This is a genomic window from Azospirillum thiophilum (assembly GCF_001305595.1).
Taxonomy (GTDB): domain Bacteria; phylum Pseudomonadota; class Alphaproteobacteria; order Azospirillales; family Azospirillaceae; genus Azospirillum; species Azospirillum thiophilum.
In genome coordinates this window covers 67,698-83,768 of the sequence record NZ_CP012407.1, presented here as the reverse complement: position 1 = coordinate 83,768, position 16,071 = coordinate 67,698, and the positions used below count along the sequence as shown (strand labels likewise).

Sequence of the window (16,071 nt, the reverse complement as noted above, 5' to 3'; positions counted from 1 at the left end):
GCACCTCTTGCGGGGGTCACAGCCCCCGCAAGGTGCCGCGGTCGACGTTTTCCAGGAACCAGCGGTAGGTGGTGGCGAAGCCCTCGCGCAAGGCCGTGGGGGCGGTCCAGCCCATCTCCGTCATCCGGCTGACGTCCATCAGCTTGCGCGGGCTGCCGTCCGGCTTGGAGGTGTCGAAGCGGAACTCGCCCTCATAGCCGACGACGTCACGGATCAGTTCGGCCAGCTCGCGGATCGACACCTCGGTTCCGGTGCCGACATTGACGTGCGGCTCGTCCGAATAATGCCGGGCGAGGAAGAGCAGGCCGTCGGCCAGATCGTCGGCGAACAGGAACTCGCGCTTGGGCGCGCCCGTCCCCCACAGCTCGACGAAGGGCTGGCCTTCGACCTTGGCGCGGTGGATCTTGGCCAGCAGGGCAGCAGCGACATGGCCCCCCTGCAGGTCGAAATTGTCGTTCAGGCCGTAGAGGTTGGTCGGCATCGCCGAGATGAAGTCGCAGCCATACTGGCGCCGATAGGCCTGGCACAGCTTGATGCCGGCGATCTTGGCGATGGCGTACCACTCGTTGGTCGGCTCCAGCGGACCGGTCAGCAGGGAATCCTCGCGCATCGGCTGCTCGGCCAGCCGGGGATAGATGCAGGACGAGCCCAGGAAGACCAGCTTCTTCGCGCCCGTCCGGTGGGCGCCGTGGATGATGTTGGTCTCGATCGTCAGGTTGTCGTAGAGGAACTCGGCCGGCCGGGTGGAGTTGGCGAGGATGCCGCCGACGGTGGCGGCGGCAACGAAGACCAGATCCGGCTTCGCTTCGGCCATCCAGTCCTCGACCTCCGATTGGCGGCGCAGGTCGACGCGGTCGCGGCCGACGGTGATCAGCTCGCACGGCTCGCGCTCCAGCCGCCGGACGATGGCCGCCCCCGCCATGCCGCGATGACCTGCCACCCAGACCCGTTTACCCTCCAGGGAGAAAAGCGATTCCGTCCGCACCCTTGCGCCCCATGCCGCTATGAAAAGCCACCGCTGTCGTAGCATCGGGCTGCTGAGGAATCCAGTCCGCTCCGCTCGGCTTGACAAGCGCCGGCCCGGCGCGGGATCTTCCGGCCCCTTGGCGCCCGCTTGGACTGCCGACTTGCGCCCAGAATTGGGGTTTCCATCATGATTCCGAACTTGGCTTTCACCTGGCAGCTCACGGAGGTCCACGGCTGGGGACTGGTGGGTGTGCACACCGCCCTCTACCTCGCCGACCAGGGCCGGCCACCGCTGCTGCTCGAAAAGCCGCTGATGGGCACCCTGCGGCCGGAGAACCGCGCCAGGCTGCAGTCGCTGGAAGGCCCCTGCCAGCAGGTCGCCGCCATGGCCGACAATGCCAAGGGCCACATGCTGCTGCTGAAGGAGTTCGACGTCCTGCACGCGCTGGGCAACGGTTTCACCGCCGGCGGCCCGTCTGGACGCTTCCGCGGCCGGCGCAACATCGGCGTCATCGCCTATGAGGACACCCGCTTCACGCCCGAGGTGATGGCCCGAGCCCGCCAGTACGACCGCATCGTCGTGCATTCCACCTACAACAAACAGCTTCTGGAGATCTGGGGCTTCGACAATGTCGGCCTCGCCTTCCAGGGCATCGATCCGACCGAGATGGTGGAGGTGGAGCCGAGCGGCCGGTTCGGCGACCGCTTCGTGATCTTCTCCGGCGGCAAGCTGGAGTTCCGCAAGGGGCAGGACATCGTGCTGGCCGCCTTCCGTGCCTTCCGTCAGCGCCATCCGGACGCGCTGCTGGTCACCGCCTGGCAGAACGCCTGGCCGGAGGTCGGCATGACCATGGCGGAATCGCCGCTGGCGCCGAAGCCGCCGCGCATCCTGCCCAACAACATGGTCGACGTGAAGAACTGGGCGATGGAGAACGGCGCCGACGAGGAGGGGTTCCTCGACCTCGGCTTCCTCGGCCGCCACCAGATCGCCGGCCTGCTGGCCGACTGCGACGCCGCCGTCTTCCCCAACCGCTGCGAAGGGGCGACCAACCTCGTCGCGATGGAGGCGATGGCCTGCGGCGTCCCGGTGGTGCTGTCCAACAACACCGGCCACCGCGACCTGCTGAAGAGCCGGACCCAGGGCGACGACCTGTGCCTGACGCTGGACCGGCAGGTCCCGGTCGCCGACCGCGACGGCAGCCGCTTCGGCTGGGGCGAGTCCTCGGTCGACGAACTGGTGGAGGCGCTGGAGCGGCTGTATGCCGACCGCGCCGCCGCCAAGGCCCGCGCCGCCCGCGCCAAGGCCTTCATCCGCACCGAGCGGACCTGGCGCGCCTTCGCCGAGGCGTTCGTCAACGCCACACAGTAAGAAGGCCGCCGGAAGCGCGGCGGCCTCCGGTATCCGCCCCCACCACCGGCTGTTTTCGGTGGCGGGGAACGGCTCAGAACAGACGCTTCGCCATACCGAGAAGCTTCTGGAACAGCTCCGATGCCACTCCGAACAACTCCACCAGCTTGTGGAACACGGTCCCAAGCAAATCCGGCAAGGAGACCTTGCCTCCGGTCGAGGGAGCCTCCTGCCTGGGCTGGTTCAGATGGCTCTTGGCTTCGAAGAAATCGCGGTACTGCGTTTCGTTAACCTTGCAGAGTTCATCGTAATCCCGGCTCTTCACATGGAACTTCATGATAAGAGGAGCCATCTCAATCATCATGAAAAGAAGCGTCATGAAAGCGAAGTAGGATCCGATCCCCAGAGGATCCTGCTGCGCCCGCTTGATGAGCGCATTGTGAAGCATCATGAAGTTGCTTTTTACCGAAGAGATGTAACCGTTCTTCTGGTCGAGCGACGGCTTGATCAGCTTCTCCGTTTCATCGATGCTCTTTATAATTTTATCTCTACTGATCTTTTCGCCCGCGATGCTCGCCCGGACAGTGTTGCGATCCGCCTCCATGCTACGGTACTTGGAACCGACGCCGGGACTGCCGGTGAAGGCATAGCCCCCGCAGATCACCTGTCCTTTGACAGCGCGCTTTCCATTCAGGAACCCCGTTCTCTCGACGTCCAGCACCTGCGAAAGGCAGCGTTCGTCGTCTTCGAGCGTTTTGATCCTTCCGTTGATCGCAGCCAGTTCCGCCGCCTTCGTGTCCAGCGTCGACTTGAACCGGTTGGCGTCATTGTCGAACCTCTGGAGACGGCTGTCGTTGTCTAGGGCAGCGGCAACAGCCTCGGCTCTAAACACATAAACCACGACAATTGATGACGCGAAGTATCCCATGGCCATGGCAAAGGCCACGCGCAGGAAGGCGGCCTTCAGCGGGACGACCGCCCCGGCCTGACCGTTCTGCACGCCATCGGGATTGCTGCCGACGATGATGCTGGCGTCGATCAGCACCATGACCATGGCGATGAACAGTGCGGCAATCAGGAAGGGAAGCGCCTCGAGAAAGTTTCCGTCCTTGAACAGCTCACCCTGGATGCTGACCGATAGAAAAGCAAAGTAGCTGAAGAACATGTAAAGGAAAGCAAACAGAAGCGCAATCGATAGCAGGAGCCGTCTGGTGCGATCCCCTGTCGGCGACATGAGGTAAATCTCATAGCGGGTGCCGCTCAGCAGCAAAATGGCCCGCATGAGAGGACTTCCCTTTACAGCGTAGGGAAAGGAGATTCCCTCGAAAGGGTCATGGTGTTTAAAGCGTGCTTTCAAACCGATCTTGGTGAACAGAAGACGAAGGAACGCGATCACCACCGTCAATAAGGCCAACGCGATGACCATGAGGAGCAGGCCGGCAAGGATGCCGCTGACGCTGCCGCCTTGAAGAGTGGTGATTTGTTCCACGAGCAAACGGAGCTCGCGAAACAGCTCTGAGACGAATTTCATTCCAAAAGGATCGCCCAAGGCTCCGCCCCCTTCATAAAAGGGTTTCGCTATGGCGGTATTCATTTTAATTAAAACTACCGCCAGCATAGCAGCTGGGTTCAACCACACCTGCCTTCAATGGCGCGGCGCAAAAAAAACCTTTCATCCCTTGAGGTCTTTACGTCGTCCCGATTTTCGGTCTGCTGATGCCCGGCCCCGCCGTCAGCGCCCCACCCCGTCGAGGGCATCCAGCAGCCGGTGTGCCGCGGCATCCCAGGTGAAGCTGTCCATCAGGTGGCGGGCGGCGTCGCGGCGCTCGCCTTCGGGATCGCGGACGACGCGGGACAGGATGCCGGCCGCCGCGTCCTCGTCCGGGTGCCACCAGTCCAACCCGTGGAAAGCCGGGTAATAGGCGCTGCTGTAGGGCATCAGCGCCGGGCCGGTGGTGCAGGGGATCAGGTGGGCGACCCGGTCGTTCAGATAGGCGGTGTAGGCGCTGTGCCGGGGGGCGATCAGGCCGGCGCCCAGGCAGCCGGCCCGGGTGATCGGCAGATCCCAGCCCTCGCCGTGCGACAGGCTGAAATAATGGGTCGCCATGGCGTAGAGGGCGGCGATGCCCTGTTCGTCGTAGCGGTCGGTCAGCAGCGCGATCGGGGCAGCCTCGTCCAGCCGGCGGCCGGTGGCGCGCATGCCCTGCTCGACCAGCCGGCGAACCTCGCCGGCCAGCGACGCCCCGCCCTTCCCCACCTTCAAGATCAGGATCGCGTCGTCATCGGCCCGGGTGGCGCGCAACCAGACCCGCAGCAGCCCGTCCAGATTCTTGCGCGCAACGAAGTCGGAGATGTTGAGGACGCGCACCCGGTAGTCCATGACCGCCCGTCCGCGCGGTCCCATAAGGGCCATCGGCCGGGCCGAGGCATCCGCCGGATTGGGAGCGATGCCGGGCGGGCAGACGCGGATGCGGTCCTCCGGATGGCCGGCGGCGATCCAGGCCAGCCGCGAGGATTCGGTCGGGACGACCACCAGATCGTGCGCCCGGTTGCAGGCGGCCCAGCCGTCGGGGATCCGCGGTCCCTCGAACATGGTGTAGTTGACGGTCGGCACGCCGGGGATCGGCTCGACCAGCGGCGGGGTCAGCATGCTGAGCGCCAGACGGGGCCGCAGCGGTTCGCCCAGCCGCCGTGCCGCCGCCTGCAGGATCGGGTCGGAGAAGGAGGGGCGCCAGCTCTCCTCGCCCTTCAGTCCGGCCAGCCGCAGGGTCTGCCCGCGTTCCATCAGGCTGCGCACGAAATGCTGGGCGAAATCGCCGTAGCCGGACAGCACCGAGAAGGGGGCGCGCACCAGCATCCCGTCCGGGACTTGCGGCCGGCGCGCCTCGTCGGCGATGCGGCGGTAAAGGCGGGCGCGGCCGAGGATTTCGGTCGCACCGCCGGCCATGGCTGCGGCATCCGCCCCCACTTCCGACAGGGCCTCCTCCGCCAGATCGGGGCGGCCGAGCGACAGCCACGCTCCGGCCAGATGGCTGCGGGCGTCGCCATGGCCGGGATGCCGCGCCAGCACGCCGGACAGGATTTCGGCCGCTTCGGCATAGGCGCCGCTCGACATCAGCGACACCGACAGCAGCACCCGGCGGTTGGGATCCTCGGGCGCCAGCCGGACGGTGTGGCGGAGATGGCGGGTGGCACCCGCATGGTCGCCCAGCCCGTGCAGCAGGCTGCCCAGGCGCTCATGCGCCTCCATCTGGTCGGGGATCAGCGCCGCAACGATGCGGAACTGGGCGGCGGCCTCCATCCCGGCGCCTTTCGTCTGGAGGACGACCGCCAGATTGATGCGTGCCTGCATGAAAAGGGGGTCGAGCGCGACCAACCGCGCCAGCATCCCCTCCGCCTCGTCCAGGCGGCCGAGTTCGTACAGGATGGCGCCGGCAAGATTGAGCGCCCCGGAGTCGGCAGGGTTCCCACGCAACGCCTGCTCGGCCAGGGCCAGAGCGTCGTCGCGGCGGCCGGCCCGGTACTGCTCGATGGCACGCGCGGTGTCTTGACCCATGGTGCTGATATCCACTGACCTGCGGGGGCGGGATGAAGACGGGCGGCGCCGGCTTCCGGTTTGCGGCCATAGCACGGCGGGTTTTTTCGGGTCAACCGAAGGGCCGGCTTCCGGACTTGCAAATCGCGGCGGTAGCGCGCCCCGCCCTGCTCAGCGCTTCCGCGCCGCGAAGATGATCGGCGTTTCCCAGTGCAGGCGCCGGGCGAGCCAGATAGCCGGCTCCAGCAGGCCGGAGCGGTGGACGAAGGTGACGATGCGCTTGGCGACCGACAGCGCCGCCCAGTCGCCGAAGCCCAGCGTGCGCAGACGCTGCTCGAAGACGCTCCAGCCCCAGTCCAGCACCTCCAGCTGGCCGGGATGGCGGCCGAGCCAGCGGTCGAACCAGGGGCGGTCGATCAGGTTGAGGGTGTCGACATAGGCCGGGTCGCGGCCGAACAGCCGGACATAGAGCTTCGCCAGCCCGGCCGGCATCCGCGGCAGCCACAGGATGCCGTAATGCCCCTCCCACCAGGAGCCGTAGTTGGGCACGACGATCAGCAGCAGCCCGCCCGGCTTCAGCACGCGCAGCGCCTCGTCCAGCACCGCCGCCGGGTCGCCGACATGCTCCAGCACGTTGGAGGAATAGACGATGTCGAAGCTGGCGTCGGGGAAGGGGATCGCCTCGCCGGTGGCGTCCCGCACCGCGTCGGCCGGCAGGCCGTAATGGCCGATCAGCCGGCGGCAGACGTCGAGCGTGGAGCTGTATTCGCCCATGCTGGGCTCGATGCCGTGGATGTCGAGCCCATGGGCGGTGCGCCCGCGCACCACGGTCATGCCGCAGCCGGAGCCGACCTCCAGGATGCGGGCCCGGTCGGCATCGACGCCGGCGGCCGCGGCCGTTCGCCGCAGCTCCGCCACCTGCTCGTCGGCGCGCGCCTCCGACAGCATGTCGCGCACCACGTCCTCCACCGGCACGCGGGTGACGCCGCCGATGAAGCCGCTGTCGATGTAGCCGCGGGACAGCAGCCGACCCAGCTCCTCCCAGTCGGGCTTCTCCCGGTCGGGGGGAACCGTTCGGCCCTCCTGCCCCGCCGCCGCCTCAGGCATTCTTCGTCGCCCGGATCACGAAGATCGTGGCGCTCTTCATCCGGCCCAGCCGGTCCTGGATGCATTCGGCCTTGAAGCCGTTGCGCTCGAACAGCGCCACGATCTCCTCGATCGAATAGAAGGTCTTGTAGGGCGGGTAGTACCAGTCCTCGACCTGGGCCTGGATCGACACGTTGTCGGCGCGGCGGTTGATCTCCTGCCCCTTGAGGGCGCAGGCGACCTTGGTCAGCCCGGTGAAGAAGCCGCCGACCAGCTTGCGCCGGGCCGGCGTGTCCATGTAGGCGCGGCAGAAATGGCGCACGCCCTCATGCACCGGCGACAGCCAGGTCTTCAGGTAGAGGCCGAGATAGACGGTGCCGCCCGGCTTGGTGACGGCCATCAGGTTGCGCATCACCTTCATCGGGTCGGGCGCCATCATCGCCACGCCCCAGCACCAGACCAGATCGAACGGGCCGAGATTCGTGTCCAGTTCCTGGAGATCCTGGTGGTGGAACTCGATGTTGTCGCGGCCGAAGCGCTGGGCCTGCTGGCGCGCGGTGGCGAGGCTGTCCGACGAGACGTCGACCGACACCACCGTCTCCGCCATTTCCGACAGGATGACGGAGCAGATGCCGTGGCCGCAGCCGGCATCCAGCGCCCGGCTGATCTGCCGCTCGGTCAGCGTCTCCAGCATGTACTTCTTGGTCTCGTCGTAGATCGGCACGAAACGGGGCCAGAAGTCGTCGTAGAATTCCTTGGTCGCGAGATCCATGGGGCTGCCCTCCCGCCCTTCCGAGGGCGTCGCATTGGTCGTGATGGTGGTGGTCTTAAGGGGTGCCGGACGGGCTCGTCCAGGGGGAATAGGGCCTGATCCGCCGCGCCGCCGCATCCGGTTCGACGAACAGGCGGGCGTTGCGGTTCAGGAGCGCCGCCAGCTGGCTGTAGCCGCTCTGGGCGCTGACGCCCAGCACGTCGGCATTCATCAGGACGTGGAAGTCCTGCAGGAACTCCAGCCCCGTCCACGGCTGCACCGCCCCGTCCTTCGCCAGCCCGTCCTTCACCAAATGGTCCAGCGAAACCGGCCCGAACTCCGCGAAGTCGGCGATGGTCGCCGGATCGTCGGTGGCGATGTAGAGCACCGGCCGGTCCAGCGTCGGCCACAGCGCCTTCAGCCAGTCGACGTACCAGGAGGTCTCGGTGATGGTGTAGCGGAACCAGACGAAGTCGCCGCGGCGGATGTGCAGCGCCACCACCGTGTTACCGCGGGCCTTCAGCGCCTGCATCACCGGATCGACATGGGTCAGCCATTCCGGCCGCGGCCGCAGCCAGGACTGCACCCGCTCGCGCCATTCCTCGCGATGCTCGAACAGGAACAGTGGCGAGAGGATATCGACGTCCGGACGCGGGTCGTCGCGCCGGCCGGTCACCAGATCGTTCAGCATGTGCCGGCCAAAGGACAGTGGTTTCAGCCCGCCCGACGGCTTCGGATCGTCAAGGTCGAAATAACAGCCGCCAACCCAGTCCGGCGTTTCCAGCCGATAGCCGAACGTCTCAGCGTAGAGCCGCAGCAGTACATATTCCAGCACATTGTGGGCGAAGCGCCCATGGGTGGCGAGCGTCGACGAGCAGATGCGCGGCTGCGACGGATCGGGGTTCTCCCGCCGCTCCAGGCGCCGGCCCTGTCGGGCAAGGGTCCGGCCCAGGCAGGCGATCGACTTGACGGTGAAGAAGCGGCTGCCGTGCCACTGCACGTCGTCCAGCATCGCCGCCGCGCGCTCGCAATCGCCGGCGGCCACCCAGCTTTCGGCGATCGCGGTCAGGCAGTCGATGCGGAAGGCATCGGGGGTGGTCGCATGCGGGTAGCGGTATTCGGCAAAGAAGCGTCGCGTTTCCTCCAGCCGGCCCTGGCGGATCAGAAGGGTCGACAGCAGGTCGATGGCGCCGGGCACATCGCCGCCGGGGCTGAGCAGCGCCACGCGCAGGATCTGCTCCGCCTCCGCCGGCCGGCCCAGCTCCATCAGCGCGTAGCCCAGCCGGGGCAGCGCCAGCGTGATGCCGGCCCGGGCCGCCCGCGCATAGCTTTCGACCGCGGCCTCGACCAGTCCGGCGGCATGCTGGGCATTGCCCTGATTGTAGAGCACCCCGCCCTGCTCCGGCTCCAGCAGGAGGGAGCGGTGGAAGCAGGCCATGGCCCCGTCCGGATCGCCCATTTCGATCCGGATGTTCCCGAGATTCGCGCAGGCACCGCCAAAGTTCGGCTGCAGGGAAAGCGCAAGACGCTGACTGGTTTGCGCTTCCTCGAGCGCACCAGTCTGGCGCAATGCGATTCCGAGGTCATGATAGGCGGCGATGCGGTGGGGATTGAGTCTCAGCACGCGGCGGAAGGTCAGGATGGCTATCCCCCAGTCGCGGGGACCGCCACGGTCGCACAGCAGCGCGGCGAGCGCGTTGTAGGCGTCCTCCAGTTCCGGCGCCAGGACCAGGGCACGGCGGTGAGCCGCCACCGCTTCGTCGATCCGCCGGAGTTCGGCCAAAATGCTGCCGAGATTGTAGCAGGCGTCGGCCATCCCAGGCTGGATGTCCAGGGCGCTGCGGATCATCTCCAGCGCCTTGTCCGGGCGGCCCAGCCGGCGTTCGGCCAGCCCCAGCAGGTGCATGGCGTGGGCGTTGCGCGGATCGACCGCCAGAATGCGCAGATACAGCGCGCGCGCTTCGTCGAAGCGGTCGGCGCGATGGTATCCGACGGCGATCTGCAATGCTTCGGCGACGGTGGTCATGAGGATCCGTGCAGTGCGGCCCCGCCCCGATCCCGCGGCCGCACCCCGGCCGGGGCCGCCGGGGACGGCCGGCCCGTTCGGCGCGCACCCTATCGTTCCGCGATAGGCGCTTCAACTCCGTTCATGCCGCGGGCTGCTCCCGGCTCAACTCCCGATCCCGGTGCCCGGTCCCGTTCCTGCGCCGTGCTTTCTCGACCGGGACGCAAGCCCCCTTGCCTTGCCCGGACCCTTTGGGGATAGTGCCCGATCATCAACGCCGTACAGATCAAGGGTCGGTCCTTTGCGCAAAGTTGCCCTCATCACCGGCGCCACCGGCCAGGATGGCGCGTATCTTGCCGAGCTTTTGCTGGGGAAGGGCTATGTCGTCCACGGCGTCAAGCGCCGGTCCTCGTCCTTCAACACGGGGCGCGTGGAGCATCTCTACCGCGACCCGCATGAGGAGGACGTGCGCTTCTTCATGCATTACGGCGACCTGACCGACAGCACCAACCTGATCCGCCTGGTTCAGCAGATCCAGCCGACCGAGATCTACAATCTGGCGGCCCAGAGCCACGTCCATGTGAGCTTCGAGACGCCGGAATACACCGCCAACGCCGACGGCATCGGCACTCTGCGCCTGCTGGAAGCGATCCGCATCCTGGGGATGGAGAAGACCGCGCGCTTCTATCAGGCCTCCACCTCCGAGCTGTACGGCAAGGTGCAAGAGACGCCGCAGCGGGAGACCACGCCCTTCTACCCGCGCAGCCCCTATGCCGCCGCCAAGCTGTACGCCTACTGGATCACGGTGAATTACCGCGAGGCCTACGGCATGCACGCCAGCAACGGCATCCTGTTCAACCATGAGGGTCCGACCCGCGGCGAGACCTTCGTCACCCGCAAGATCACCCGCGCCGTGGCGGCGATCGAGCATGGCCGCCAGGACTGCCTGTATCTCGGCAACCTGGACGCCAAGCGCGACTGGGGCCATGCGCGGGACTATGTCGAGGGAATGTGGCGCATCCTGCAGCAGGATGAGGCCGACGATTACGTGCTGGCGACCGGCGAGACCCACAGCGTGCGCGAGTTCGTCGAGCTGGCCTTCGGCCATGTCGGCCGCGGCATCGAATGGCGCGGCGAGGGCGTCGACGAGGAAGGCGTCTGCCAGAAGACCGGCAAGGTGGTGGTCCGCATCGACCCGCGCTATTTCCGCCCGACCGAGGTCGACCTGCTGCTGGGCGATCCCAGCAAGGCACGCGCCAAGCTGGGCTGGACCCACACCACCGCCTTCCGCGATCTGGTGCGGGAAATGGTCGAGGCCGACATGCGTCTGGCGGCCAACGGGGACGACCATCGCTAAAGTGTGACCGATTCAAGCGGAACCGCTTGAATCGCGAATCACACGGAGAACAAAGAACTTAGAGTCCGTCGGGCGCTTCAATAAGCACCAGACGGACTCCAACCTCGCCCCGCGACGGACAAGGCGCTGTTCATGACCATCGGAACGACGACCCGGAGCGAGCCGAAGACCGCGCTGATATTCGGCGTGTCGGGGCAGGACGGCGCCTATCTCGCCCAACTGCTTCTGGGCAAGGGCTATACGGTCCACGGCACCTCCCGCGACCGGGAGATGTCGAGCTTCTCCAACCTGCGGCAGCTCGGCATCTTCGGCCGGGTCGTCCTGCATTCGGCCGTGCTGACCGATTTCCGCAGCGTGGTCGAGGTGATCAGCCGGGTTCGCCCGGCCGAGATCTACAACCTCGCCAGCCAGGCCTCGGTCGGGCTGTCCTTCGACCAGCCGGTCGAGACGCTGAACAGCACCATCAACAGCACCATCAACATCCTGGAAGCGATTCGCTTCCTGAAGCTCGACACGCGGTTCTACAATGCGTCTTCCAGCGAATGCTTCGGCAACACCGGAAGTCCGGCTGACGAATCGACCCCCTTCCACCCACGCAGCCCCTATGGCGTGGGCAAGGCGGCGGCCTATTGGGCAGTGGCCAACTACCGCGAGGCCTATGGGCTGTTCGCCTGTTCGGGCATCCTGTTCAATCATGAATCACCGCTGCGTCCGGTGCGCTACGTCACCCAGAAGATCGTCCGCGGCGCCGCCGATATCGCCGAACGGAAGACCGACGGTCTGGAACTGGGAACTCTGTCCATCGCCCGCGACTGGGGATGGGCGCCGGAATATGTCGACGCCATGGCCCGCATGCTGGCCCATGACCAGCCCGAGGATTTCGTGATCGCCACCGGCGAGGCGCACCGGCTGGAGGATTTCGTCGAGCAGGCCTTCTCCTATTTCGGGTTGGACTGGCGTCGGCATGTCCACGGCAACGCCGCCCTGCTGCGCCCGTCGGACATCGCCTTCAGCGTCGGCAATCCGGCTAAGGCGGAGCAGCTGCTGGGATGGCGCGCCGAACGCCGCATGGCCGAGGTGGTGGCCGGTCTGGCCGAGGCCGAGATGACACGCAGGGCGCAGCGAACCGATGGCCACGCCCAGTAACGGCGAAGCAGTTACTGACGGCGGACCATCCGGTCTGGCGGCACGGGGCACGGCCAGGCTGGCCGCGGACGATGCGGAGATGGCGGCCCTGGAGCAGATCCGCGGATACGTGCTGCAGGCCTTGCTGCATCAAGGGGTCACGCATCACCAGGCCGGCCGCTGGGAAAAGACGGCTGCCCGTTACCGTGCGGTGCTGGAGATCGATCCCCGCCATGCCGACACACTCCATCTGCTGGGGAAGATCGACAGGCAGCAGGGCCGCCCCTGCCCCTATCCCTGCCCCGGCAGGCGGACCGTAACCACCCGGATCCACCACACCGGCGCATCCAATCCCCCATCCCCTATGGAGTTCCGATGGCCGTCGCCAGCAAGCTCGTCATCAACATCGAGGTGGACGACCGGAGCGTCCTGTTCCCGGACGGCAAGTTCCTGTCCCACATCACCCTGCACGAAGACAAAACGCTCGAAGGCGGCGAAGCCGTCCGCATGGAGGGGGTTTTCCACTTCAACGAAAGCCGGCTGGGACCGGAGATCGCCAGCCTGGAGATCGAGGACGCGCACGAACTGGCGCGGTCGATTCTCGACGCCGTCTTCCAAGGGCGCACCCAGCATGTTCTTTCGCAAACCACCAAGGTCGCGGTGGTCTTCAACCCGAACGGCTTCGTGCTCCGCTTCGGCGAGGGATCGGCCCTGCGCGAGCTGTTCATCGGCTCGCCCGCCATCATTCGCCTTGCCCAAGGCATCCTGCGCATGACCGACCGCCTGTCGGCCATGCTCGCCCACTGATACCGGCGAGCGGAGCCGCTGACTCACTGAGAGCCTGTTTGAGAATTAGCCGAAAACACAATATGTGGTGAAAACGTAGGGGCTCCTACTCCTACATGCTGTGGGTTTGCCGCATTCTCAAACATGCTCTGAGCTGGACTTTGGCCAATTTCGCGATGCTGGGATCAGGCGTTGATCCAGAAGTCCGGGTCATTGGCGACGTAGTCGAGGGCTCTGTCGAGCGGCATGGTGGCGACGCCGAAGGGGCCTGACGCCCCCCAACTTTCGCCGTTCCACCAGAGCACCTTCACTTTGTCCCCGTCACCGGTGGGTCGAAACCTCGCGACGGGGGCACCGTTGTGCCCGCTGAGGAGCGTGTAACCGCGGGCGACCTTGCGTACGATCACGCCGCCGCCTCGGGTGCGATTGAAGCGCTCGATCCGCTCGAGCATGGCGTCCACGCTCATCGTGATCCTCCCGTTCCAGTCGGGTTTACCCAAGGGTTCCAACCAGCGGAGCCCTGTCATGTCTCCCGTTCCAGACAGCATTGAGCGCTGGATGGCGCCCTTTGCGGCGCTGTTCACTAGGCCGACCTGGCGCCATGTCCTGGTGCTGGTTGCCGGAGCGCTTCTCACCCCTGGGCGACGCACCGTGACGGCCGTGTTGAGCATCATGGGACAGCGCGAGACCGGCAGCTTCGCCAACTTCCACCGCGTTCTCAATCGGAACCGCTGGTCGAGCCTCGCTGTCGCCCGGCATCTGTTCACGCTCCTGATCGCCGCCTTCGTGCCGCAAGGCCCGGTGGTCATCGGCATCGACGAGACGATCGAGCGGCGCTGGGGTCCCAAGATCAAGGCGCGCGGCATCTATCGAGACCCAGTGCGCTCCAGCCATGGTCACTTCGTCAAGGCCAGCGGCCTGCGCTGGATGGTGGTCATGCTGCTGGTGCCGATCCCCTGGGCCGGACGGGTCTGGGCCCTGCCGTTTCTCAGCGCTTTGGCACCTTCGGAGCGGTTTGCCCAGGATACCCGACGTCGGCATAAGAAGCTTACCGATTGGGCACGGCAGCTTCTGCTCCAGGTCAGGCGCTGGGCGCCTGGTCGCCCGCTGATCGTCGTCGCCGACAGCAGCTACGCAGCCATCGAGTTGCTCAGTGATCTACGAGCCCACCTCACCGTCGTCACGCGCTTGCGCCTGGATGCCCGCTTGTTCGAACCGGCCCCGCCACGCATTCCGGGAACGAAGGGACGCCCTCGGGTGTCGGGCACCCGGTTGCCCTCGCTTGTCCAACGCCTGAAGGATACAGGCACATCCTGGTGCCGCGTTCGGGTGAACGGCTGGTATGGCGGTGGGGAACGCCAACTGGAGATCAGCACCGGCACGGCCATATGGTATCATCCCGGCAAACAGGTCCCGATCCGATGGGTGCTGGTGCGCGATGTGCAGGGCGCCTTCGAGCCGCAGGGCTTTCTGTGCACCGATCTCCAGGCCGATCCGCTCGATGTGCTACGCTGGTTCGTTCGGCGCTGGGCCGTCGAAGTGACTTTCGCCGAAGTTCGTCGACATCTGGGGGTTGAGACCCAACGGCAATGGTCGGACCAAGCTATCGCGCGCACCACTCCGGCCCTGCTCGGGCTGTTCTCGCTGGTCACGCTCTGGGCCAACGACATCTCCGCGGGGGCAGCGATCACACCGAGGGCCGCGCCGTGGTACCGTAAAGACGAGCCAACCTTCAGTGATGCCATCGCCGCCGTACGCCTCCAACTCTGGCGTGAAATGACTTTTCCAGTATCAGCCCATCACGCGGAGATCGCGAAACCCCCGGACCCTATCCTCAACCGACTGATCCAAGCCGTCTGCTTCCCGGCGTAAATGCGCAAAGTCCAGCTGAGGGGATTCCCAAAGCCAGCAATCTATGATTCGATTCCCCATCGTTATGGGGAGGAGTAAATGCCAGCTGCGTTGCCGATCCGGGAAGACCTGAGCGCGAGCGAATTGCGTGCCCTGGCGCGGCAGGAGAACAAAGGGCGGGTGGCGGCGCGGATGTTTGCCATCGCCCATGCGCTCGACGGGGTGAGCCGGGCGGAAGCGGCGCGGTTGGCCGGCATGGACCGCCAAGCCCTGCGCGATGCGGTGGTGCGCTACAACGCCGAAGGCATCTCCGGGCTCTGTGATCGTCCGCTGCCCGGCCGGCCGGAATGGCTGAGCGAGGGCGAACAGGCGACGCTCAAGGCCATCATCTTGGCCGGCCCCGATCCCAGACAGCACGGCTGCGTGGAATGGACCCTGCCGATCCTGTGCGAGGTGATCGCCGAACGCTTCGCCAAGACGCTGCATCCGGCCAGTCTGTCGCGCATCGTGCGTCGGCTGAACCTGTCGAAGCAGAAGACGCGGCCCCGGCATCCGCAGTCCGACGCCAAGGCCCAGGCCGCCTTCCAAAAAAGGGGCTGCGCGAAGCGCTGAAGGCCGCGGCCGCTGCGCATCCGGAGCGTCGCCTCCAACTCTGGTTCCAGGACGAAGCGCGCATCGGCCAGAAGGGCCGCACCGCGCACCGCTGGTGGGAGCGCGGGCAGCGTCCGGCCGGGCTGTGCGACAAGCGCTTCACCTCGGCCTACCTCTACGCCGCTGTCTGCCCGGCCAGCGGCGCCGACTTCGCGCTGGTCATGCCGACCGTCTCCACCACCGCCATGAGCCTGTTCCTGGACGGCTTCTCCCGGAGCCTAGAACCGGACGTCCAGGCGGTGCTCGTGCTCGACCAGGCCGGCTGGCATGGATCGCGGGCGCTCGTCGTGCCGGACAATGTCACGCTGGTGCCGCTGCCGCCCTATAGCCCCGAACTGAACCCGGTCGAGCTCATCTGGCTGTACCTGCGCGAGCGCTTTCTGTCCCACCGGCTCCTGGACGACTACGACGCCGTCGTCCAGGCCTGCTGTGACGCCTGGAACGCCCTCACCGCCACACCGGAGCGCCTACGCTCCCTCACAAGCTACCCGTGGCTCCCATGTGTCAATGCTTAGGCGCGGCGGTATGATCCCGTTCTTCGGGGCGGATCGCTCGGAACGGCACTCCGACCACGGCTCCTCGCCACCCCAGCGATGGCTGCGGCGGCAGC

General features: G+C 66.4%; 13 protein-coding genes. 6 read left to right on the top strand and 7 right to left on the bottom strand.

Translation table 11 applies throughout. From position 1 onward, the window contains the following. Window positions 1-16: 16 nt before the first annotated feature. On the bottom strand, window positions 17-1,030 hold the full coding sequence (gene fcl, locus AL072_RS31685) for a GDP-L-fucose synthase (RefSeq protein WP_425388627.1): 1,014 nt from the start codon (window positions 1,028-1,030) through the stop codon (window positions 17-19). Window positions 1,031-1,153: 123 nt separating this feature from the next. Between fcl and AL072_RS31680 the strand changes: the two genes are divergently transcribed. After that, window positions 1,154-2,335, top strand: a complete 1,182-nt coding sequence (locus tag AL072_RS31680) for a glycosyltransferase family 4 protein (protein ID WP_045585426.1) — start codon at window positions 1,154-1,156, stop codon at window positions 2,333-2,335. Window positions 2,336-2,408: 73 nt separating this feature from the next. Here AL072_RS31680 and AL072_RS31675 read toward each other — a convergent pair whose 3' ends face one another. The 5 genes from AL072_RS31675 to AL072_RS31655 form a co-directional block, all read right to left on the bottom strand. Continuing rightward, window positions 2,409-3,932: a DUF4407 domain-containing protein gene (locus tag AL072_RS31675; protein ID WP_082109328.1), complete on the bottom strand. Its 1,524-nt coding sequence runs from the start codon at window positions 3,930-3,932 to the stop codon at window positions 2,409-2,411. Window positions 3,933-4,046: 114 nt separating this feature from the next. Beyond that, window positions 4,047-5,870, bottom strand: a complete 1,824-nt coding sequence (locus AL072_RS31670; protein ID WP_045585424.1) for a tetratricopeptide repeat protein — start codon at window positions 5,868-5,870, stop codon at window positions 4,047-4,049. Between the two features lie 150 nt (window positions 5,871-6,020). Continuing rightward, window positions 6,021-6,956 (bottom strand): class I SAM-dependent methyltransferase, encoded by a 936-nt coding sequence (locus AL072_RS31665; RefSeq protein WP_052710391.1) that lies wholly within the window; start codon window positions 6,954-6,956, stop codon window positions 6,021-6,023. After that, on the bottom strand, window positions 6,949-7,707 hold the full coding sequence (locus tag AL072_RS31660) for a class I SAM-dependent methyltransferase (protein WP_045585423.1): 759 nt from the start codon (window positions 7,705-7,707) through the stop codon (window positions 6,949-6,951). Before AL072_RS31660 ends, AL072_RS31665 begins: the two co-directional genes overlap by 8 nt. Before the next feature lie 55 nt (window positions 7,708-7,762). Then, window positions 7,763-9,712: a tetratricopeptide repeat protein gene (locus tag AL072_RS31655; RefSeq protein WP_045585422.1), complete on the bottom strand. Its 1,950-nt coding sequence runs from the start codon at window positions 9,710-9,712 to the stop codon at window positions 7,763-7,765. Between the two features lie 280 nt (window positions 9,713-9,992). Here AL072_RS31655 and gmd point away from each other — a divergent pair, with 280 nt between their 5' ends. From gmd to AL072_RS31640, 3 genes are all read left to right on the top strand, one after another. Then, window positions 9,993-11,048 (top strand): GDP-mannose 4,6-dehydratase, encoded by a 1,056-nt coding sequence (gene gmd, locus AL072_RS31650; protein ID WP_045585421.1) that lies wholly within the window; start codon window positions 9,993-9,995, stop codon window positions 11,046-11,048. A gap of 132 nt (window positions 11,049-11,180) precedes the next feature. Continuing rightward, window positions 11,181-12,194, top strand: a complete 1,014-nt coding sequence (locus AL072_RS31645; RefSeq protein WP_045585420.1) for a GDP-mannose 4,6-dehydratase — start codon at window positions 11,181-11,183, stop codon at window positions 12,192-12,194. Window positions 12,195-12,548: 354 nt separating this feature from the next. After that, window positions 12,549-12,980 carry a hypothetical protein gene (locus AL072_RS31640; protein ID WP_045585419.1) on the top strand — a complete coding sequence of 144 codons (432 nt, stop codon included), beginning with the start codon at window positions 12,549-12,551 and terminating at the stop codon, window positions 12,978-12,980. Between the two features lie 164 nt (window positions 12,981-13,144). Here AL072_RS31640 and AL072_RS35425 read toward each other — a convergent pair whose 3' ends face one another. Next, window positions 13,145-13,426 (bottom strand): hypothetical protein, encoded by a 282-nt coding sequence (locus AL072_RS35425; RefSeq protein WP_045580520.1) that lies wholly within the window; start codon window positions 13,424-13,426, stop codon window positions 13,145-13,147. Between the two features lie 58 nt (window positions 13,427-13,484). Between AL072_RS35425 and AL072_RS31630 the strand changes: the two genes are divergently transcribed. Both AL072_RS31630 and AL072_RS33950 read left to right on the top strand, forming a co-directional pair. After that, a complete protein-coding gene (locus AL072_RS31630; RefSeq protein ID WP_045582059.1) occupies window positions 13,485-14,831 on the top strand; it encodes an IS701 family transposase in 1,347 nt (448 codons plus the stop codon). 78 nt (window positions 14,832-14,909) lie between these two features. Next, window positions 14,910-15,976, top strand: a protein-coding gene (locus AL072_RS33950) for an IS630 family transposase (protein WP_144428452.1) whose coding sequence is annotated in 2 segments (ribosomal slippage) — window positions 14,910-15,395 and window positions 15,398-15,976 — 1,065 coding nt in all. Because the reading frame shifts where the segments join, the coding sequence is not laid out codon by codon here. The last annotated feature ends 95 nt before the right edge of the window (window positions 15,977-16,071 follow it).

What these genes read in the sequence shown, in the direction of transcription:
- fcl (WP_425388627.1), bottom strand. Translation starts at nt 1,030, where the DNA reads ATGCTACGACAGCGGTGGCTTTTCATAGCGGCATGGGGCGCAAGGGTG.
- AL072_RS31680 (WP_045585426.1), top strand. Translation starts at nt 1,154, where the DNA reads ATGATTCCGAACTTGGCTTTCACCTGGCAGCTCACGGAGGTCCACGGC.
- AL072_RS31675 (WP_082109328.1), bottom strand. Translation starts at nt 3,932, where the DNA reads ATGCTGGCGGTAGTTTTAATTAAAATGAATACCGCCATAGCGAAACCC.
- AL072_RS31670 (WP_045585424.1), bottom strand. Translation starts at nt 5,870, where the DNA reads ATGGGTCAAGACACCGCGCGTGCCATCGAGCAGTACCGGGCCGGCCGC.
- AL072_RS31665 (WP_052710391.1), bottom strand. Translation starts at nt 6,956, where the DNA reads ATGCCTGAGGCGGCGGCGGGGCAGGAGGGCCGAACGGTTCCCCCCGAC.
- AL072_RS31660 (WP_045585423.1), bottom strand. Translation starts at nt 7,707, where the DNA reads ATGGATCTCGCGACCAAGGAATTCTACGACGACTTCTGGCCCCGTTTC.
- AL072_RS31655 (WP_045585422.1), bottom strand. Translation starts at nt 9,712, where the DNA reads ATGACCACCGTCGCCGAAGCATTGCAGATCGCCGTCGGATACCATCGC.
- AL072_RS31645 (WP_045585420.1), top strand. Translation starts at nt 11,181, where the DNA reads ATGACCATCGGAACGACGACCCGGAGCGAGCCGAAGACCGCGCTGATA.
- AL072_RS31640 (WP_045585419.1), top strand. Translation starts at nt 12,549, where the DNA reads ATGGCCGTCGCCAGCAAGCTCGTCATCAACATCGAGGTGGACGACCGG.
- AL072_RS35425 (WP_045580520.1), bottom strand. Translation starts at nt 13,426, where the DNA reads ATGAGCGTGGACGCCATGCTCGAGCGGATCGAGCGCTTCAATCGCACC.
- AL072_RS31630 (WP_045582059.1), top strand. Translation starts at nt 13,485, where the DNA reads ATGTCTCCCGTTCCAGACAGCATTGAGCGCTGGATGGCGCCCTTTGCG.